22 protein-coding genes are annotated in these 20511 nt (G+C 37.1%); 9 read left to right on the top strand and 13 right to left on the bottom strand.

Annotation, left to right across the window (positions count from 1 at the left end):
• From QPL79_RS05245 to QPL79_RS05230, 4 genes are all read left to right on the top strand, one after another.
• Positions 1 to 209: cyclase family protein (locus QPL79_RS05245; RefSeq protein WP_369077059.1), on the top strand; the 209-nt coding region annotated here is incomplete at its 5' end.
• A gap of 170 nt (positions 210 to 379) precedes the next feature.
• The gene (locus tag QPL79_RS05240; protein WP_285273735.1) at positions 380 to 604 is read left to right on the top strand and encodes a hypothetical protein; all 225 of its coding nucleotides are present in this window, start codon (positions 380 to 382) and stop codon (positions 602 to 604) included.
• The gene (locus QPL79_RS05235) at positions 594 to 1163 is read left to right on the top strand and encodes a hypothetical protein (protein WP_285273734.1); all 570 of its coding nucleotides are present in this window, start codon (positions 594 to 596) and stop codon (positions 1161 to 1163) included. Before QPL79_RS05240 ends, QPL79_RS05235 begins: the two co-directional genes overlap by 11 nt.
• The gene (locus tag QPL79_RS05230; protein WP_285273733.1) at positions 1138 to 1383 is read left to right on the top strand and encodes a hypothetical protein; all 246 of its coding nucleotides are present in this window, start codon (positions 1138 to 1140) and stop codon (positions 1381 to 1383) included. Before QPL79_RS05235 ends, QPL79_RS05230 begins: the two co-directional genes overlap by 26 nt.
• A gap of 175 nt (positions 1384 to 1558) precedes the next feature.
• Here the strand turns inward: QPL79_RS05230 and pyk are convergent, their stop codons facing one another.
• The 6 genes from pyk to QPL79_RS05200 form a co-directional block, all read right to left on the bottom strand.
• Positions 1559 to 2974, bottom strand: coding sequence for a pyruvate kinase (pyk, locus tag QPL79_RS05225; protein WP_285273732.1), 1416 nt, complete (start codon positions 2972 to 2974; stop codon positions 1559 to 1561).
• Between the two features lie 314 nt (positions 2975 to 3288).
• Complete coding sequence (locus QPL79_RS05220) at positions 3289 to 3633, bottom strand: clan AA aspartic protease (RefSeq protein ID WP_285273731.1); 345 nt, start codon at positions 3631 to 3633, stop codon at positions 3289 to 3291.
• Positions 3634 to 3862: 229 nt separating this feature from the next.
• Positions 3863 to 4033, bottom strand: a complete 171-nt coding sequence (locus tag QPL79_RS05215; protein ID WP_285273730.1) for a hypothetical protein — start codon at positions 4031 to 4033, stop codon at positions 3863 to 3865.
• Between the two features lie 47 nt (positions 4034 to 4080).
• Entirely contained in the window at positions 4081 to 4314 is a 234-nt protein-coding gene (locus QPL79_RS05210; RefSeq protein WP_285273729.1) for a FeoA family protein, read from the bottom strand.
• Between the two features lie 74 nt (positions 4315 to 4388).
• Positions 4389 to 6497: a ferrous iron transport protein B gene (gene feoB / locus QPL79_RS05205; protein WP_285273728.1), complete on the bottom strand. Its 2109-nt coding sequence runs from the start codon at positions 6495 to 6497 to the stop codon at positions 4389 to 4391.
• A gap of 82 nt (positions 6498 to 6579) precedes the next feature.
• Complete coding sequence (locus QPL79_RS05200; RefSeq protein ID WP_285273727.1) at positions 6580 to 7353, bottom strand: hypothetical protein; 774 nt, start codon at positions 7351 to 7353, stop codon at positions 6580 to 6582.
• A gap of 192 nt (positions 7354 to 7545) precedes the next feature.
• On the opposite strand from QPL79_RS05200, the gene QPL79_RS05195 reads away from it, so the two are divergent.
• Positions 7546 to 8025, top strand: a complete 480-nt coding sequence (locus QPL79_RS05195) for a thioredoxin family protein (protein ID WP_285273726.1) — start codon at positions 7546 to 7548, stop codon at positions 8023 to 8025.
• Here QPL79_RS05195 and QPL79_RS05190 read toward each other — a convergent pair.
• Positions 8022 to 9044: a DNA double-strand break repair nuclease NurA gene (locus QPL79_RS05190; protein WP_285273725.1), complete on the bottom strand. Its 1023-nt coding sequence runs from the start codon at positions 9042 to 9044 to the stop codon at positions 8022 to 8024. The two genes, QPL79_RS05195 and QPL79_RS05190, sit on opposite strands and share 4 nt — an antisense overlap.
• Before the next feature lie 12 nt (positions 9045 to 9056).
• A complete protein-coding gene (locus QPL79_RS05185) occupies positions 9057 to 10142 on the bottom strand; it encodes a DUF711 family protein (protein WP_285273724.1) in 1086 nt (361 codons plus the stop codon).
• 79 nt (positions 10143 to 10221) lie between these two features.
• On the opposite strand from QPL79_RS05185, the gene QPL79_RS05180 reads away from it, so the two are divergent.
• On the top strand, positions 10222 to 11148 hold the full coding sequence (locus tag QPL79_RS05180) for a metallophosphoesterase family protein (protein WP_285273723.1): 927 nt from the start codon (positions 10222 to 10224) through the stop codon (positions 11146 to 11148).
• Positions 11149 to 11245: 97 nt separating this feature from the next.
• Here the strand turns inward: QPL79_RS05180 and QPL79_RS05175 are convergent, their stop codons facing one another.
• Complete coding sequence (locus QPL79_RS05175; protein ID WP_285273722.1) at positions 11246 to 11794, bottom strand: flavin reductase family protein; 549 nt, start codon at positions 11792 to 11794, stop codon at positions 11246 to 11248.
• Between the two features lie 6 nt (positions 11795 to 11800).
• The gene (locus QPL79_RS05170; RefSeq protein WP_285273721.1) at positions 11801 to 13069 is read right to left on the bottom strand and encodes a hypothetical protein; all 1269 of its coding nucleotides are present in this window, start codon (positions 13067 to 13069) and stop codon (positions 11801 to 11803) included.
• 153 nt (positions 13070 to 13222) lie between these two features.
• Here QPL79_RS05170 and QPL79_RS05165 point away from each other — a divergent pair, with 153 nt between their 5' ends.
• The 3 genes from QPL79_RS05165 (at position 13223) to QPL79_RS05155 (ending at position 16436) form a co-directional block, all read left to right on the top strand.
• Complete coding sequence (locus QPL79_RS05165; RefSeq protein ID WP_285273720.1) at positions 13223 to 13678, top strand: hypothetical protein; 456 nt, start codon at positions 13223 to 13225, stop codon at positions 13676 to 13678.
• Between the two features lie 342 nt (positions 13679 to 14020).
• Positions 14021 to 14782 carry a ZIP family metal transporter gene (locus QPL79_RS05160; RefSeq protein WP_285273719.1) on the top strand — a complete coding sequence of 254 codons (762 nt, stop codon included), beginning with the start codon at positions 14021 to 14023 and terminating at the stop codon, positions 14780 to 14782.
• A gap of 73 nt (positions 14783 to 14855) precedes the next feature.
• A complete protein-coding gene (locus QPL79_RS05155) occupies positions 14856 to 16436 on the top strand; it encodes an amidohydrolase (RefSeq protein WP_285273718.1) in 1581 nt (526 codons plus the stop codon).
• A 106-nt stretch (positions 16437 to 16542) separates the two neighbouring features.
• On the opposite strand, the gene QPL79_RS05150 is transcribed toward QPL79_RS05155, so the two are convergent.
• From QPL79_RS05150 to QPL79_RS05140, 3 genes are read right to left on the bottom strand one after another with little or no spacing between them, the layout of a single operon-like run.
• Positions 16543 to 18720: a hypothetical protein gene (locus QPL79_RS05150; protein WP_285273717.1), complete on the bottom strand. Its 2178-nt coding sequence runs from the start codon at positions 18718 to 18720 to the stop codon at positions 16543 to 16545.
• A complete protein-coding gene (locus tag QPL79_RS05145) occupies positions 18690 to 19790 on the bottom strand; it encodes a signal peptidase I (protein ID WP_285273716.1) in 1101 nt (366 codons plus the stop codon). The genes QPL79_RS05150 and QPL79_RS05145 overlap by 31 nt, the downstream gene beginning before the upstream one ends.
• A 32-nt stretch (positions 19791 to 19822) precedes the next feature.
• Positions 19823 to 20446, bottom strand: a complete 624-nt coding sequence (locus tag QPL79_RS05140; RefSeq protein ID WP_285273715.1) for a hypothetical protein — start codon at positions 20444 to 20446, stop codon at positions 19823 to 19825.
• Positions 20447 to 20511: the final 65 nt, after the last annotated feature.

Here is a 20511-nt window from a genome sequence, read left to right as displayed (position 1 = left end):
ATGTTAAAGCTGTTGGAGTAGATGCTCCAAGCATTGATCACGAACCATACCATGCACACAAAATTCTTTTACAAAACAATGTGGTTATATACGAAAATCTAACAAATCTAAAGGAGGTTGTTAACAAGGTATTCAAGTTCTATGGATTTCCACTAAAAATATACAAAGGCTCTGGAAGCCCTGTTAGAGCTGTAGCAATCATAGAATAGAGCAAGACAAAGCCACATAACCAGAATAACATTAGCAACAACTTCAATGCTGAATCTTCAACCACAGAATTTTCATTTTGCTAGGTTAACATCATTAAAAATTTATATTTTGACTAGACAAAGACATTAAATTGAGAGATCCAAAGAATTGCTTAACTTTTGGTGAAAACATGCTTAAAGCAAGTATTGATGAGCGTGATGTTGAGGAAGCTAGGGAGATTAGGAGAAAAATGGCTAATTGGGGGTTTATAGAGAGACAATCACCAAAAATCAAAGCAGCTTTGAAGTACTATATAGAAACAGGTGATTTGTATGTTGCATCTAGAATAGCTGGTTTAACTATTGAGGAATTCAATGAGCTTAGAAAAAAAGCTGGTATACCAAATGTCTCATAGCATATTTGCTATTGCTGATACGTGTTTTCTTATTGACTGGGCTAGATTTAGATTTAGAGACTATTTATTCAAGCTTTTCACAACTGTTTTTGTTTCTGAATCTGTTCTCAAAGAAGTTAAGAGTGAGGATACTATAGAGTGGATAGCAAATGGTTTAAGCAAAGGGCTTCTCTCCCTCTATACAGAATCTTTTGATGAGATTGAAGAAGCTAGGAAAATAGTTGAATTGTCGCGAAGAATTCCAGGAATGATTTTTGTCGATTTTCCCGAGGCTTTATGCATTGTTGTTGGTAGAAGAAGGGGGTATATAGTTCTAACAGAAAACAAAGGAGCAATAATGTTTACGAATATTATTAAAGACTATAGCAGTGTTGTTGTATGGAGATCATTCGAGATATTGCTTACACTACATATAAAAAAACTTATAAATGTTAATTGCGAAAATGCCTTGGCAATGTTTAAAATATATGAGGGAGACACAAAGCACATATTTCCAAGAAGAGATATGGAAATAGCTGAAAATGTGATTAGAAATGAGCTTTGCAGAAATAGACTATAGCAAACTTGAGATGTGGATAGAGCTTGAGAAAGAGGCTAGAGAAATTAGAAGGAAAATGGCTAATTGGAGTTTTGTAGAAAGTCAACCACCAAGAATTAGAGCAGCACTGAAATATTATATAGAAACAGGTGATATTAGAAGAGCTGCAAATATTGCAGGTCTTGATTTAGAGGATTTTAGAGAACTGCTAAGAAAAGCGAATATACCAGTTGTTGTCTAATCCATTTCCAGTTCTAGGTTTTGCTAACGGGTTATGTCTAACCTCCACATTTTATTGCAACTATAAATCATCTTTATAAGGAATTCAATATCTCATCAAACTTGTGTGCAAATTGGTTATAGGGTTAAGTGGTTTTATGTTGTTTAAAATGATGGAATTCTATGAATTGATGGTGCTAACTAACTATTCTTTGAATTTCTATTCTTTGCCTAGGCTCCTTCAATCCATATGTAGCTACAACAAGATCTCCATAACCTATGTACCCAAGTTCTATTGCTTTTTGAATTATTTTTTGAAGCCCCTCATCATAGTTGTTGGAGTCTACATATAGTGGTTGAATACCCCACAAAATTGCTAGTTTTCTCATAACAGATTTGTTTGATGAGCCTACATAAACTGGTATTGATGGTCTTAGAGATGCTATTCTTTTTGCAGTGTTTCCATATAGGCTAAAAACAACAAGTTTTGCATTCATGTCTTCAGTAAGCTCAAGAACACCTTTTGCAAATAATAGTCTAAGTTCATCTATGTTTGTTCTAGACCTTCTAGATATGTTTGCAAATTCGTTTCTTAGCGTTGTTTTCTCAACAAAGTTAACTATTTTTATTAGCCACGAAACAGCTTCCAGAGGGTATTTCCCAACAGCTGTTTCACCAGTTAACATCAAAGCATCAACACCCATCTCAACAGCTGTACTAACATCAACAACTTCTGCTCTTGTTGGAACTGGTTTCTCAACCATTGATTCTAGAAGCTGTGTTGCAACAATAACTGGTTTTCTATGTTCAAGAGCTTTTTCAACAATTCTTGTTTGAAGTGAGTGTATTTCCTCAAGACCAAAGTTCATTCCCAAATCACCTCTGGCAACTAGAATTGCATCAGCTTTTTCAACAATTTTATCTAGGTTGTTGATAGCGCTTTTCGTTTCTATCTTAGCTATTATCCCAATATCCTCTTTTCCAAATCTCCTCAAATAATCTCTTAGAATATCCACATCATTTTCTGTTCTAACATAGCTTAGCCCAATATAGTCAAAGCTGTGTGCAATAGCGAACTTGATATTGTTTATATCAGATTCGCTTAGAGGTGGAAGATCAATTTCTTTGTTGTATATAGTAACAGCTTTTCTAGATGTTATCACAGAATCTGTTAAAGCAACAATTTCAACATAATCAGCCTGAACATCTGCAACCCTCAGTCTTGTTCTACCATCGTCCATAACAAGAATATCTCCATCCTCAACAAAATCAAAAAACTTTTTAACAGGCATTGGAACAACCTTCTCATCGCCACCCCTAGCCTCAGACCCGAAAACAATACGTGCAGAATCACCTTTCCTCAAAACAATTGGTTGCTCAACCTTTCCAATTCTAATAGAGGGCCCCTGCAAATCACCAATCAAAGCAATTGGTCTTCCAACCCTGTTCTCAGCATTTCTAACAGCATCAACATACTTTACCCAGTCATCTGGAGAACCATGAGAAAAGTTTATTCTAAAACCAGAAACACCAAGCTTAACCATGTTAAATATTGTTGTAGCATCGCTACTTGCAGGACCTATAGACGCTATAACCTTTGTGAAAAGAGGCATTGAAACCACCAAATACTTTTTGCTTTTTACATATCGCTGTGTAAAAAAGGTATAAAACTGTTTCACTTGCAGAAGCCATAGAATTTTATTGGTGACACCACTATTACAACTGTTGTTAATAGTTGATATGTGTGCATTAGGATTGCAATAATACCAATAACATTTAGAGCTAATAAAGCAACATGCTTTAACCTAGGCTTATTACTAAACTAGACAACCTAGTATAAGCAAATTTCATGGTTATTTTACACTACACCTCTTGGCAAATAAATAGATAATTCAAAAAATTTCTTGCTACACAATGAAGACTTAGGTTAAACCGCTATTAAACCTATTTTCCTTAGTGTACCTGTAGTAGTATCGACTACAAATCCTAGAGCTTCAAGTGCTCTAACACCTATTAGAACATCTAGAGGCATTTCCTCAATAATCTCTATAATTACGTATCCTTCTGAATCAAGAAGTTTAAGTTTTCCATATGAAACTAATGTTTTGATAATTCTATTATCAACTGTTTTTCTACTCGACTCACCTATCACTGGGAGATTAAGTTCTTTAGCAATTTTGCTACTAACCAAAACATCTCCATTAAATCCCGTGTCCACCAATGCCCTAAGCTTAACACCATTTAATTCTACATCAACAAACGCTAGACCCATTAAACAAACCCATTAAGCATATTTAAGCACTTGTTAGATAAATATATTTTCATGCCATAATCTATTATTATTTCTATAATCTTTTCCAAATCTTGTCAAGTATTTGAAGATGCTAGGTTTGGGGAGAAGCTCTCAAATAGATAGCCCTTAACAAATTTAGTAAATTCATGCACCAAATCATCAGCTAACTTCAATAAAAGCTATGTCTATTTAGTTAATGCTTCCATATTCAATAGGTTTCTGCTTCATCTAATGAGTTGTTTATGGATTCGATGTTTGCTAAACTTTGTTTCCTCGTTTCCAAGTTTAGATATGGAAAACTGCTTCTAGGCTTTGTCGCTATTGCTATTTCACAACGTTTCCAAGATGCAAAATCTTTTAAGGTTAGTGAAAATCTCATTTGTGAGAACATGGATTAGAATTTAATGAATGAAGTTGAAAGAAAGATTAAACTGTACTAGAAGCAACAATTATTTTCTTTGCTATGCCTTTCGAAAGTGCAACTACTCTTCCATATCCACTATCTAGAGCCACAACTATGTGACCATCTCTATTTTCAATAACTTTTAGCTTAGCACCACTTACAAACCCCATTCCAAGTAGTCTTGCTTTTAGTCCTGGACCTGCATCAATATCTATGATTGTTACTACAGTGTTTGGCTGTGCATCAGCAAGATTCATTTGATCCACCTCATAATGTATTTTGTCTTGTGCTGGTTAATAAGTTTGACTTGTCTAAACAGATTAGAAGCAATTCAATGTATTATGAGAGATGCTATGCCATATACAGCTAGAGACGCTATGAGTGCAACACCAACAACATATGCTACTACAAGCAACGTGAATTTTGTGCTTTTGCTTTCAGCATATATTGTTGCTACTGTTGCTAAACATGGTATGTAGTACATGAATAGAACAAGAATTGCAATTCCCTGTGGAATTGTTAATCCAAGTGATTGAAGAGCCAATCCAGATTCAGATTCCTCAACACCTGTTAAAACAGCTAGTGTTGCAAGAAGATTTTCCTTTGCTATAAAACCTGTTAATAGTGCAAAACCCACTTTCCAGCTAGAATCATCGCTTAAGCCATACAAAGGCTTTATAACAACTCCTATAGCTCTCCCCACATCATATGCAAAGCTTTGGGTAGGATCCTCGACAAATCCAGTTGAGCCAAAGCTTGTCAAGGCCCATACAATAGCAACTATTAATATAAGAACAGTTCCAGCTCTAACAATGAAGTGTTTTGTAAGTGCCCAGCTATTCCACCACACAACCTCAAAGCTTGGCTTATGAAGCTTTGGCAACTCCAATATGAGTTCTGGTGAAGTCTTTTCTCTGAAAACCCCTCTTCTAAAGATTTTAGCCGTTACTAGATATAGAATAGCGCCACCAAGATAAATGCCAACAACAATAATTGCCTGTAGAGCTGGGTTACCATAAAAGAGAAAGCCTACAATAGCTAGCAAAACAATTAGTCTTGCTTGACAAGGAATAAACGATGCTGATGCAATAATCTCCAGTCTCTCGAAATCGTCAAGAGCTGCTCTAGAGGCTAAAACACCTGGAACATTGCATCCAAGCGATATAAACATTGGGTATATTGCTCTTCCACTTAGCCCAAACCTTGCAAAGAATCTGTGAAGAGACACGGCCATTAATGGTCCTAGACCAGAGTCTTCTATTGCTGACATAAGCATTAGTGTTATGAGTATTAGTGGAATAAATGATGAGACAACAGCAACACCTTCTATAATACCATTAGCAAGCATACTAGCCAAGATTGGGTGAGACTCTGCTAAGCTGCTATAAACAATGTTTTTGATGTAGTCAAAAAATGTTAGAATAGCACTTGATATCGTGTATTTCTCCAAAGCTGAAGCCCAGTCTCCTAGCCCAAGAGCCTCGAGAATTGTTGTAATGGGGAACCCAGTGTTTATTGCAAATGCTAAGAAGATTGCTGAGAAGAGTATTGTGAATGTTGCTACAAAACCTGAGAATGGGTTTTGGAAAATCTTGTAAACAACACCTTCTTTAAGCTCTTTAACAGGTTTGATCAGTATCAGATTTGAAAATGTGGATTCTATAAATGAGTAGATTCTCTTCACAATAAACTCATCAACGGAGGTTCCAAGAACTTGAGAAGTATTTGAAAACATTTTGATTATATCCCCTATGCCAAGTCTATTAGCAATATCGACATTTCCTCTAGCCAAAAGAATTGCAATGCCTCTAGCATCAACATTTCTATTACTAAAAACCTTCTCAATTTCTTTTGTAGCAACACTCAAACTGTTTTCTAATTGTCCATAATCTATGTAAATACCCTTTGCACCAATCGTTTCCCTTGACTCAACAAGCAATGTTATAGCATTTAACAGTTCTTCAATACCAGTTCTCTTCAATGCAGAAACAGGTACTACAGACACTTGAAGAGTTTTTCTCAAACTCTCTAAATCAACTTTGATTCCAAGTCTCTCAACCTCATCCCACTTAGTCAATGCAATAACAACTCTATTTGTTAGCTGAAGAATCTGCATAGCTAGGTAAAAACCATTTAAACCCGTTGTTAAATCAACTAAGACTAGCACAGCATCCCAATCACCAAAGACTATGAAATCTCTTGCAATTTTCTCATCGAGAGAAACAGCCTTTAAATCATAGACTCCTGGCAAGTCAACAAAACAAAGAGTTTTCTCCTTATATCTTCTTCTACCAATACTCATAGCAACTGTTGTACCTGGAAAATTACCTACTCTCTCCATTCTACCTGTTAACACATTGAACAAAGTTGATTTTCCAACATTTGGCTGACCAGCAACAGCTATTACAGCATCGCATTGCTCTCTATAGCTATTAGCCAAAAAACTCACCTCAATACATTCTACTGTGGCAAAGTTAATAAGTTTAGATGCGTCTAAACCTATTGCAAAGAAAAGAATAATTTTAAAGAAGGTTAGAAGCAGTAGTAAGAATTTTGAAGGAGCGTTCAACATTTCTTATAATACTTGAAACAATGTTTATTGATAGCAGCTTCTCTATAACATTCAATGCTTCAACAAAACCAGTTTTGGAATATGATTTGATTTCCACATCAAAACTTTGATGCTTAATTCTCAAAGTTCTCATTGTAACACCAAAAACATAGTCAACCTCTTTAACAACATCATAATTTGCTTTCCCAATCCACAGAATATACTCCAAAAGCTTTTTTCCAAAAGCCTCTGCATCTTGTTTTTGAATAGTTTTTCCCAGTACATTGGAAGAACCTGTTCTCAGAGACTCCATAGCTATTTCAACATATGTTCTCAGGTTGCTTGGCAAAACACGCAAAATGTTTTTCTCACTAGGCGAAGCAATAACTTTGTCAGCAATAGCTGTTGCTGCCAATGCAAGCAAATTCTCATTCTCAGACAAGCTTATTACAGGAGCTCTACCAAATTCGTTACCACTCAAAACATCTAATCTACCATCATGTCTCACATAAGCCAAAACCCTGTTCTCCTGAATATAGATAGTTGTTACAGGTTCTAGAAAAACCCTTTGAGTGGGAAATTCGTCAGAATCTATAGCAACTGGATATAGAATACTGTGTATAGCTATGTAGTATCTTCCAACGAGAAAAGCCAAGTCCATGTATTGAAGCCTTGCTCTGAAAACATTTGAGTATCGTGGAAGAAAATCCAAAGTGTTTAGAACATCAACAAACGATTTTGCCATAACTGCATACAGCCTCTTACAAAACAATACTAAAATGCTTTATGTCTATAGAAGCTTAAATGCTTTAATCCCATAAACAAATAGCTAAAAGCAATGAAACAGCAAGGAAATGATATTAATTGAAGCAACATGTTTTCACACTGGTTATACTTATTAACTCAATACATAGCATCTTTTTGTTGGTGTCAATTCATGAGTGTGAAAGATGCTGCTAAGGAGAGTAGAGATGATGATATTGGAAGTATTTTAGATAGAATTGCCATGGATTTTGTTAAAGGCTCTAGGGTTATCGAGGTTGAGAGTAGAGGGCAGTGCTGCAAAACAATATATGGGTTTAAATCTATTCACTCTCTAAAAGATTTCATTGATGTTGTTAACAATTGCAAAGTTGTTTTTGTACTTGTAACCACTACCTACTGCCCATACTGTAGGATGTTCAAACCTGTTTTCGCAAAGGTTGCAAACGAGTTTAGAGGTTCTGCAGCATTTATAGAAGCTAATGCTGATTATGTTCCAGAAATTGCTATGGAGTTTGGTGTTTACTCAACACCAACAACAATTGTGATTATCGATGGAAAAGCAGTTGATGCTTTGCTTGGCTACATACCATACCAGTACTTTAGAGGATATGTTGAAAATATTTTAAAGAGTGCTAGATGTGGTGAGAATTAGAGCTCTAGAAACTCTCTTCCCGAGGCAATAGGCATTCCTATTTTAATTAGAAAATCTCTTAAGCTTCTTCTAGACAACTTGCTCACTCTATGTGCAAACTCCAAAGGTATTGGATAGCCAGCAGGTGAAAACGCTTTTATGCAAGCAATGGTTTTTTCTATATCAGGCTTTTTGTCTATGAATGGAATTGTTAGTTGAAAAACCTGAGAGTTTTTCTGAAATCTTGCATAGGAAACTATAAAGCCTCTTAACCCCATTTCCCTAATTCCAAGAAACTTCTTAACCTTTTCACTAAACTCAACTTCTTTTGGAGCTGAATAACCTGCTTCCAGAAATGGCTGTATTTTGTATAGCCTAGCTAATTCAAATAACTGAAAATCTGTGTAGCTAGACTCTGACTCTGTATAAAAGCTAACACTACTTGACTTGGCCACAAAAACAATTGTAAACCTCTTTGCAAGACTCTCCAAAGCTTCCAACCTACTGGCATAAACCTCTTCAAGAGTCTTAGAATCATTAACACTTCTAACAATTAGATTATTCGCAATGTCTCTTCTTGTTAAAAGAAATGATAGTATGGAACTATCAAAGAGAACAACATCAACAGGTGTTTTCAAAACAATTCTCTCAACTGACTTCACCTCATTTAGATATGCGTAAGCCGTCAAGGCTTTTTTAAATGCTGATTTTCTCATACTCGATTTTCCATGGGCATATTCTATAACCCCAGCATCGCAAAACCTATCAACATCTTTTGTAACTATTTTCCCATTTTCAATTGAGTGCACTTGGGAAATTCCCTGCAAGGCGTATAACACTGCTATTCTAGATTCAAAAAGAATGAAACTTGAATCCACTGCTGCAACCCTCTCACATGGAATTTCATCACCTTTCATAGGAATCCAAACAGTTTTTGAAAGAAAATCAACAACATCACCTCTCCTACTAGTTGCTTCCAAAACAACTCTATTTCTCAAATCAATCAACATTTTAGCTAGCTCTGGATACATAACAGACATTGTTGCAACCTGCTACAATTTTGCTACATATGTTTTTCCAAAGTTCTTAAGCACAACCTCACTCAGCTCATCGAAATCTGTTGGTATAATCCTCATAGCAACAACTTTGTTCTTAACTCTGTAAACTGTTAACATGTCGAGTGCAACTCCATATATGTTTGCATTTTTTGGTAGTGCAACCATGTCCAAACCAGCAACACAGGTAAAGCTATAGCTGATAAGGTCTCTTACTCTAATCAAACCCTCTTTAACACGAAGATTAAGCAAAGAGTCTTCTGCTACAGGTAGCATAACTTCGTTGAATCCAATATGTCTCAACCCCATTCTTCTTACCAAACCCCTTAAAAACGTGTTCAAAGCATATATAGTGTTAAGAGTTCCTGGAGATCCTATTGCTGAACCTGTTAAAGATTCTACCAATGATGCTATGCTCTCATCTTTTTCAATCCACGGCGAAAGAGAGTAGTCAATGCCTAGAAAAGGAATGTTGCTACATTTAGCTGTATCCTCAAGTTTTTTATTAACATTCAATAGAAAGTCTCTAAGCAACTGCAAATTGTTTTGGAGAAGAGCTTGAGAAACAATATCGACGTATCTTAGAGATGCGCTAAAGCCAAGAACATTTGATGTGTTTGCAGTTGCTGGGAAGTAGGGTGTTTCAACCCACATTCCAAAAGATATTGCAAATCTTGTGAAAAAATTGATTTCAACTTCTCTGGTCTTTGCATAAACACTGTTGATAACATGTTTAATGCATTCACCATCTATGCAAACAGTTGAGAAATATGCTGATTCAACACTTGAAACCTTGTGTATCTCCTTCATAACCTGGCTTGTAGGCTCTATTGGAAAAGCCACAATAACTCTATCACCAAAAGAACTGCTAATCTCCTTTGCTACCACCTCAACATCTCTATAGCCAAATGCTTTTTCAGGTATTGGTGGAAGAACAAATCTCTTTGTCCAAACATCGACCATGCCACTGCTTTTCAAACAACTAAAAACTTTTTCACCAAATGAAATAGCTTTTGAAATAACTTCATCAACAGCCCAGCTATGAACAGGTATATGAATAGCTACTGCTCTTGGTCTTGCCATGTGACCACAGCTCAGTTTTTAATCTGAAAAGCTACTTATATCTATTGCCTAATACATTAAAACTGGGGTGCTGAATTGCTTGAGTAGCTTAATGGACTATGTCTCGAGGGTAGAGCTTGTTGTTAGAAACTATAGCGAGTTCAGATTTCTTGTTGAAGACATGCTTAATATGCTGGAGTTTGAGTCTAGGCTTAGAAATGGCAAGAGGTATATTAAACTCGATTGTAGATGCAAAGTTGTTTTCATTGGAGATGTTCATGGGGATTACTACACACTTCTAAACATCTTTGAAAAGATTGGAGCATTAGATATTCTGAAAAATGGCGGTAGAATAGTTTTTCTTGGAGACTATGTTGATAGAGGTGATGAGCAAATAAGAACAGTTGCGTTTATAGCTATGCTCAAGAGGGATTGGGGAGATAGAGTTGTTTTGCTAAGGGGAAACCATGAGCCTCCTCCAAACCTAATGCCATCTCCTCACGACTTTCCATATAGACTTGTTGAAGCGTATGGATTTGCCAATGGAGAGGAGCTTTACAGTGTTTTTCAAAAAGTTTTCGCTTCAATGCCTTTAGTACTCTACATGCCAAAAAGGCTTGTTGCATTCCATGGGGGGCCTCCAGTAACCAGACTTTTAGCATATAACAATGTAGACAGTATTCTTGATGTGGAGGAAAAGGATTTTGAGGAGGTTTTGTGGAGTGATCCAAGTGATGATGTTGAGGAATATGAATTCAATTTTGTTAGAGGTGCTGGACTTATATGGGGAGAGAAAGTAACTGATATGCTTCTAAAAAAGCTTGGTGTGTTTCTTGTTGTTAGAGGTCATGAGCCATGCAATGGCTACATGTTTAAACATAGAAAAAAGGTTTTAACTCTATTCTCTATGAAGGGCTATTACGGAAACTCCTATGCTGGTGCACTTGTTGTTGATTCTGAAAAGCTTTTGGATTTGGATAGCACACAAATTTTAAGTTATGTCGAGAAAAGCATTGTTGTTGTGTAGAAGATCATTTCGTGGTCCGATCATCACAAATCAGCTCAGATCAGACTGGCTAGGACAAATCATCTTTACTTTATATTTCAAGCAAAAAGCTTATATGTTATTTAGATGCAACAACATGTCTTCCCACAAGATAAAACCATCTACCAGCTCCATGTTGTATTGGATTTGCTTTTGGTATTTGCCAACCCCATTCCGAAACAGCATCTGCTTTGGCATAGTAGTCTAGAACCTCAAATATGTAGAGCCTTACCTCACCAACGTCAATAAAGCTTGTTACCTTCCCCTCAATCCATCCAATAGCATCTTGCCAAATTGGTGTACTAACCTTGTTTGCTTTTGACAAACTCAAGTTAAACATCTTGATTTTATCTACATTCTTTCCAGAGACTGTGCCAAGCCTGTAAACAGTATCTACTTGCTCAGCTGATGGAATATTGAATGTTGCTTCTTTCGAATATTCAATACATTTAAAGGTGTAGGATTCTCTATCAATTGCAATAGCTATTGTTGGTGGCTCTTCAGATACTGGTGTAATCCATGATGCTGGCATAGCATTGTATTTACCACCTTCGCAAGTAGTTACCACAACCACCACTGGTCTTGGGTGTAGAAGATAGTAGAATTCTCTTGGTTTTGAAAAGCTCATTTTATGTCACCACATAGCAACTTCTCTATATGTTACAGCATCCATGTTGAACATGTATGAAACATCTTTAATAATATCAACAAAGTCTCCTAGTATAACAATGTGGTGATTTGATGGTGCATATCTTGGTATGTTATCAACTGGAAAGTCAAATTCTATAATTGTTTGTGTTCTGCACGTGGAGTATGTTAGTAGTCCAGACTTTACTATTCTTCCCCTGTCAACAGCAACTATTGTAAAATCTCTATCAACAGAAACTATGGTTGCTACAGTGTTTTGCATAGATGCTGTTACTGCATATGGTGCTCCTGTTTCAAAGTGTTGCAAAGCTCTTGGCTTTTCATATGCTATGTCAAGAGCTATTGTACAGTGAGAAAACATTGCGTTTTTTGATTTAAATGAAACAGTGTTTCCAATCCACCCACTTCTACCACTCAACACCTTTGCTAACATCATCCCGAAAACAGCTGTTAAATCAGCTTCGCAAACAGCTATAACACCCTTGCTATTGAGAAGTGATAGTGGTATGCATGGGGTGATGCCATGTTTGATTATAAATGGGAAACAGTCTATTGATACAACATCGTATTTACCCTCCTTAGCAATTTTCTCCAAGGCTATGTATAGCCTGGCAACACGATCAAGAGCCTGTTTAGATACCTCAAAATCAAATTTGCTTTCAATCTCCTTGGAAATTTCTGAAACAGCTTCGCTAGAGGCTGAATCCATCATTGAAGCTACTTTCGATAGTGAAACAATATCAACTGTTGCATTGAATCTAGACTCAAACGCCTCCTCAACATCACCCTTCTCCCTATCAGCAGCAACAGCTATTCTGGATCCATCAACAAATGCAACAGTTCTTGCAACAAGCATCAGTTTATCAACAACATTTTCACAATCTATCGAATAATACTCATCACACCAGTAGAGGCCTGCTGAAAAGCCATCTCTCTCAATCTTAGTTCTAGCAGAAACAGCAGAAGCCATGCTATTATGCTCCGAATGAGCAAGTATAAACACCTTGTCTATAGACCCTCCAGACACAAACTTGTACACAAGACTGCTTGTACCACCAGTTAGCACAAGAGCTATTGGCACAAATCCCTGGTACTTACCACCAAGCCTCTCAGCCTCCTCAACACTTGTAACAACATCACCATGAAACTCTATGCCATATCTACCAAAATGCTTTCTAAAAACCTCTAAAACATTAGCGTAATACTCCTTCCCATGAACCTCAGACGCAAAAGGAACAACAACAATTGGCTTCAAAACACATCACAAAAATATGTTGATAGCAACACCCTTAAAAACTATTCTCCAAAACAATAATTAAGAAAAAGCAAAGCACTATTAAATTTGAATTGCCATAGATGTCTGACCTCCTCCCCGCACTGAAGGGCGAGTGTTTCCTCAGGGCGGTTCATGGGTTTATGGTCAAGATGTGTAGTGATATCTGCATTGCTCATTATTTTGCTTATCCCACTTTTCTTTAATCAAGTCCATGGCTACACACCTATCTACAGTGGCGATGGCTGGGAGATAGATGTTGTTTGCGAAGTCTACAGAGTTGTTGATGGAGACACCTTTGATTGCTTCCCAGTTGGAAGAATTAGACTAGCTGATGCGAATGCTCCAGAGCTTTCCACAATCATGGGTATTGTAGCTAAGCAAGACAAAACACATCTTCTAAACGTTAATAAATGGCTTGTTGACAATGGCTATGCTATTATAGCTGACCATCCAAACAAATTTAACCCTTATACATGGAAACTACATGTTTATTACCCAGTTGAATTAGAGAGACAAAGAATCTTTACGAAAAACAAAACAATAACTATGACCATTGTCGTATACTTTGTATCAAAAAGAATGTATTGAGCATTTACTTGCAATAATCATTTACCACATCTTTTCCTCAAGAAAACAATAAAAATTAATTGTTTATCTTTCATATATGTCTGCGCCAAAATTTAGGATCCTAGAAAAACGCGGTTGACGTAATTTGATGAAATTATTAACTAAAGAATTTCAGGTATTAATGTTTATGGCTAGAGCTAATTATTTTGAATGCTTGATGCAAAGCGTAAGAGTTGATGAATATGTGTAGAAATGTTAAAAATTGTCATGATGGTATGTGCTGTGGGAAAGACGTCTATGTTTGTTTAATGCGATATGATTTTATATGAACTGTTTCATTAGCTTTACTGAGGTGTATTAACAATGACCTATGGTGTGGTTTATAATGCTTTTCTATATGGGCTTTTGGTAGCTGGTTTAACGTCTCTTGGTTCTTTAACTGCTTTGGCTGGGGTTAAGTTGCCTAGGTGGGGACTTGATTTTTCTCTTGGTTTTGCATCTGGTGTTATGATTGTTGCTAGTTTCACAAGCTTGATTATTCCAGCATTTGAAAGGGGTTTGTATTTCGATGTTGGTTTGGGTATTACTTTGGGTGTTATAGCAATAACTTTACTTGATTTTTGTGTGCCTCATGAGCATATTGTTAAGGGTTATGAGGGGCCTGAGCATTTGAAGAATAGACTTAGAAAATCTGTATTGGCTACAATAGCAATAGTTTTGCATAATATTCCCGAGGGTTTTGCTGTTGGTGCAACAACTGTTTATAGCTTAGAGCTTGGTTTTGCAACAGCATTGGCTATTGGCATACAGGACATTCCTGAAGGTGCAGCTGTTGCTCTTCCACTAACAATGCTTTGGGGTAGTAGGTTAAAGGGTTTTGCAGTAGGTGTTTTGAGTGGTTTTGTGGAAACTATTGCAGCTGTTTTTGGTGCTGCAATGTTTTCTTTTGCTATCAATGTTCTTGGGGTTGGAATGGGCTTTTCAGCTGGTGCAATGATCTATATTGTTGTTGAGGAGATTTTGCCTGAGATTCTACATGAGTCTTCACAGTATAGGAAGATAGCTGCTGCTGGGTTTATAGCAGGTTTTTACATAATGCTATATCTGGATGCTTTAATAGGATAGAAACTAGATTAGCTGATTTATTTAGTCAAGCTTTTTAATGTTTTCTTTTGATTTATACTTGGTGATTTGATTTTTGGTTACAGGTTTTGTTAATGGAAATGTTTACGTGTCTTTCAAGCCTGTTAGGAAAGCTGAGGCTATTGTTGTTGATGGGGAGAGGATTTTGTATGTTGGTAGCAGCAGTGTTGCTAAGGGTATTGTTGATTTGCTTGGTGGCTCAATTGTTGATTTGGGTGGAAAAACTGTTTTGCCTGGTTTCATAGATTCTCATATTCATGTTGATGAGCTTGGTCTTCAACTTGGTATGCTTGATCTTCGTGGTGTTAGAAGCATTAAAGAGTTGAAAGAGAGACTAAGAGATTTTTCTAAAAGTGTTGACACTTTGTGGATTATTGGCTTTGGCTGGGATCAGGAGCTTTTCGAGGAGAGGAGGTGGCCAAATAGATGGGATCTTGATGAGGTTGTTAGCAACAGACCTGTTATTCTATACAGAATCTGTATGCATGTCGCTGTTCTTAACTCAAGGGCTTTGGAAATAGTTAGTGTTTCTGGAATGAATTCTCAAAATATTGTTAGAGATGATAGAGGTGTTCCAACTGGTATTGTGAAAGAGGATGCGCTGAACATTGTTAGAGACAAGATTGAGGAGTCGATATCTGTTGATGACTATAAAAAGATTGTTTTAAAAGCGTTAAACTATATAGCTTCCCATGGTGTTACAACAGCTGGTTTTGTTGGATGCAATCCAAAGGTTTTCAAGGCTTTGACTGAGCTTTGGAAGGAGAGGAAGCTACCAATTAGGGTTAGGGTTTACCTGGACTTTAGAAAGTCTTGGAGCCTGATTAACGTTGTTAGGGATTTGGGGTTTAGAAGTGGTTTTGGAGATAGCTATCTCAAGATAATGGGTGTTAAGCTATATGCTGATGGTAGCTTAGGTGCTAGAACAGCATGGCTTTCGAAACCTTATTCCGATGACCCATCGACAAGTGGTTATCCAGCAACTGATTTGAGGGATCTTAGAGCAGCTGCTAAAAAGATTCATGAAAGTGGTCTTCAGCTAGCTATTCACGGTATAGGGGATAGAGCTATAGATGCTATTCTCGATATTTATCAGGAGCTTCCAAATGCTGCTGAACTTAGGCATAGAATAGAGCATGCATCTGTTGCTAGAGATGATCAGATCGAGAAAATGGCTAGAATAGGTGTTGTTGCATCTGTTCAGCCAAACTTTGTAATATCTGATTGGTGGGCTCTTCAAAGACTTGGAGAGGAGAGGATAAAATGGCTATACCCATTCAAAACAATGATTGAAAAAGGAGTTGCTATAGGCTTTGGTACTGACAGTCCTGTTGAACCTGTTAACCCATGGCAAACAATATACGCTGCTGTCACGAGGGGGAAATACGAAAACATTGTGCACTACAAGTATACAGAGAATCAGAGGCTTTCAGTTGAGGAAGCTTTGCATCTATACACATGGGGCTCTGCATACATAATGCATGAAGAAAATGATCTTGGTTCTCTAGAGCCGGGAAAGCTAGCAGATTTCATAGTTGTTGATAAAGATCCTCTAGAGGTGAGCGAGGAGGAGATCAAGAACATTAAGATTCTCGAGGTTTATGTTGGTGGAAAACTTGTTTGGAGAAGACAGTAGTCAGACGACCACGACTAGACATCACCAATCAGATGTGCCACGGCTCATCACAAACAGCTCTGCAAAAACAGTTGCTTGGAGAATCTAAAAACTTTTTGTGTGTAAGCTATGTGGAGAATGAGAGTTTAACTGGGTAGTAAACACATGCCCCCTGCTCATTTGGAAGAGTGCAATACTCTAAAAGCATATTCAAATATCCTTGACCCGCTTGAGTAGCGTAGCCAATAAAACTAGCATTCACTTTAGTGTTTGCACCCATAACAACCCAGCTTGTTGAACTAGACACAACTACCCCACCAACAACTCTAATTGGTGTTGAAAAGTATTTTGTGGCATTGTAAAGTGTGACATTAGCTGTTAATATGGCAACAGAACTACTGCTAGCATCAAGCAATAGCCTAACATAATACTTCTTAGAATCCACATTAACTATCGAAAGAAAGACAGTGCCAGTAAACGATGTGCTACTCGAAGATATTTTCGCAGAAACTGTTAAGGAGGTTGAGCTAGATCCAATAACATAACTCAAAGTACCGAGATTAACAGAGTATGTGTCTCCACCCAGAATAGCATCTGGCGAATTGTAAACACTGCACACAGCACCATCAGGATAGTAAATAACTATTCTCCCATCAACACCAGTACCAACAACAATATCAGGTACAACACCCAATCGAGTAGTTGTTGATGATGCAACAGTTGAATTAACTAGGTTGCCAAGATTATCAAAAACTGAAACGCTGTAGCCCGGCACCGTATTCTGTATGGTTATTGCCCTGGGATCAGTAGTCGATAGTATATAGTCATCGAAAAGAGCTGAAGGTAATCCAGCTTTTTTTACATCGCGCACTACTAGACCAATATAATAAGGTGTCCAACTAACGTCAGTTGCTGTATATGTTACAATGCTTAATAAATTACCATTAACATCATAGACTCTGGCACGGATGCTAAGTGTTTGTGCCACAGAGCTATAGGTATAGGTATAGTTAACAACTAAAACATACCAATTGTTGCTATTATAGTTTGGTATCATTGAGGGGGTGCCAACCACACTCCAAGTACTTGTATATGTATATATTCCCAAAGACCTTGAGGTACTATCAATTGCTATAAAATAAATATTATTTAATGTATTATCAGCTATGGCTATGCCGTAGTAGCCACCACCACTTGTTAGCTTTGTTTTTACAGAGATCCATAGACTATTGTAGCTATAAACTGTATCAGAGTTTTCATAGATAAATGCATAATCGCGTTTTCTCTTTGTGTCTGCGCCACTTAGTGCTTGACCTTTGTATCCAATTGAAGAAACAGACCAATCACCACTGACAACAGTCCAGTTGCCTGGTATTGTTCCCCACTCAAAGTCTGTGTATGCTATAGCCCCTCTGCTTGTTTTAGCAATGTTTATGCAGTATGTTGTTGGCGGGGCAATGAATTTTATTGGTGGTGTCACTGGCTGAACTACTAGCTTTAGTGGATAGTATGCGAATACGCTTGCCATTGCATTTAGCATTATCAGCATAGCTATCGCCACTGGTATCACAGCTGTTTTCACTATTTTTGTAATGCTTTTAGCATTTCCTGTTGTGCTTGAAGCATTTGATAGTTTTCTTCTTGCTTCTATATGTTTTCCATATATGTATATTATCCATGTTACTGAGGCTAGCGATACTACAACAGCTATTGTGAGAATTACTAAAATTGTTTGTGGATATCTAAACAGTATTTTATATGCAATTGTTTCTGTTGCTTCAACTCCTCTAAACTCTATTACACCAGCTGATGTAGTGATTCTCAACACACCGTTGTTGTTTCTTTGGATGAGTGAAAGTATTTTTGATGCATCAACCCAGAAGGCCTGTGTCAAATACCTGATAACACCACTTGTTATCACTAATGATAGTGCAGTTCCATAGGCTAGTGCTGCTGCTGAAACGGGTTTTCTCTTCACTATGGCGACTAAGGCTATTGATGTTATAAGCAGTGCAAGAACATAGAAAACTGTTGCTATTGAAACAATTCTAACGGCATCTATATTGGTCATGTAGATGCTGTTTCCATTTGCAGCAAACTTTATGCTGTAGCCTGTGAGAGCTATGTAGCCTTGTAGAAAACCAGAAAATGTTAGCTGTGGCTGGAGAAGAATATAGAGATAGATTATGGAGATGAGAACATCTATAGCACCACCAACAGCTATAACTATTCTCAGCTTCTTTGGAATAAGATTGTTGAGAATCTCATCAAGGTTTAGCCATATCTCACTACTACCCTCTGCCACCTCTTCTCACCCCACACAATATAGAATATATCAGCATATGCAAATCTGCTTCCAGCTGGTGGTTGCAAAACTCTTTCTTCAAAACCATTTAAAATAATTGTTGATGTGTTTGTGTATTTCCAGCTCTCCCCAACACCATAGGCATACTGAAAAGATATGTTTATGTGCATTGGAAAGCAATTTGGGTTTCTAACAACAAGAGAATTGTTAGCAACCTCTATTTCCAGAGGCTCTCCAAAAACCTTAACCTTGTAGTTTCCAACAAGAGTAGCTATGCTGTTTATAGAAGCCCAAACAGATACATTCAATTCTCCAGATTTCTCATAAACACTGCCAACAAGTTCTCGACTAGGATATGTAATAACATGAGTTGAGTTAAAGAATGTGAAAAACTTTGAGCCTAGAACAAAAGCTGTTGCATTAGTTATTTGAATATTGCCGGTATACCTAATAACAATGCTGCATGTATTTGAATCGAAGAAAGCATTTGAAAGGTATAGAAGTGGAGGTGCAACAACTGTAGGAGTACTGGAAACTGGCTGAACAAAAACATAGATACTCATTATAAAAAGCAAAATTGTTGCATATGTAAAAGCAGAGCTAATGCCAACAATTCTTGTTCTGGCAACTGAGGCTAGGGAGTAAATAATTGAGAATGTGAAAATAGGGATCCAGAGAAACCTTGGAATAACAGCTATTGCAACACCCTTAACCATGTTTCTGGAAACAGGTGGGTCTGGAGCAGGATTAGCATCACCCTTAGTAACTATACAGTTATTGCTTGGACAATCACCAACATATCTGTGAACAACACAAAAACTTGGATTCAAACAATAAACAACAACATCACCAGTAGAATAAACACCTCTAACAAAAACAACCATGTCGAATCTGTGAATAGAAGGCTCCATACTATCAGAATAAACAATTGCAGCACCAAACAAACAAACAATATTTGTTCTAGCAAGAAATGTGAAAAGAAACAACACAGTAAAAACAACAAGAAAAACAGTAGATAAAATTGAGAGGATACGAACCAGCTTAAAAAAATCTTTTTTAGTTTTAAACATATATTTCACTTATTTCACTTAATATTTAATGGCTATGGAGGAGTCTCTTCAGATGGCGAATACACTAAGTGCATACCAAATGTTGCAGATGCATCTGTTAGGCTAGCTCCCTCAGGTATGTAAACCATGAAATCAATCTCCCAAATACTATTTGCATCAAGCCACTGTATCCATTTTGATGTCCTGGTTCTTATATTCGTTAGATTTATCACCCTAACATAGCTAGATGGCAAACCTGGCTCTGGATATGATGCAGACAAACTTCTGCTAGCACCACTACTAAATACTATCATATAGACTTTGGAGCCTGGGGGTAGGTTATTACTAACTGTATCTACCACTAACGACACATTATATGCTTTGGTATCATTATTTACTATCATCATTACGTTCTTATAGTATGTTGTATGATATGTTGGATGAATTGTTATCTCAGCAGATGTGCTGTTTTTACCAAGGCTCACAGTAATTGTATTGCTAGAACCCAAATCAGTAGAGCCCAAATCACTTTTGTTAGCATTGGTACCTGGTACAAATGTTATTGGTGGTGTCACTGGCTGAACTACTAGCTTTAGTGGATAGTATGCGAATACGCTTGCCGCTATGAATGCAGCTGCTAGTATGCTTATTGCTGTTAGTAGTAGGGCTCTATCCATTTGCTTCACCCATTTGTTTTTCTGGGTAGATTTTATATTCTGGGCAGGTTTTTTAAAGCTTTTTC

The sequence above is a fragment of the Ignisphaera cupida genome (assembly GCF_030186535.1).
Taxonomy (GTDB): Archaea; Thermoproteota; Thermoprotei_A; order Sulfolobales; family Ignisphaeraceae; genus Ignisphaera; species Ignisphaera cupida.
This window is presented reverse-complemented; position numbering and strand designations above follow the sequence as displayed.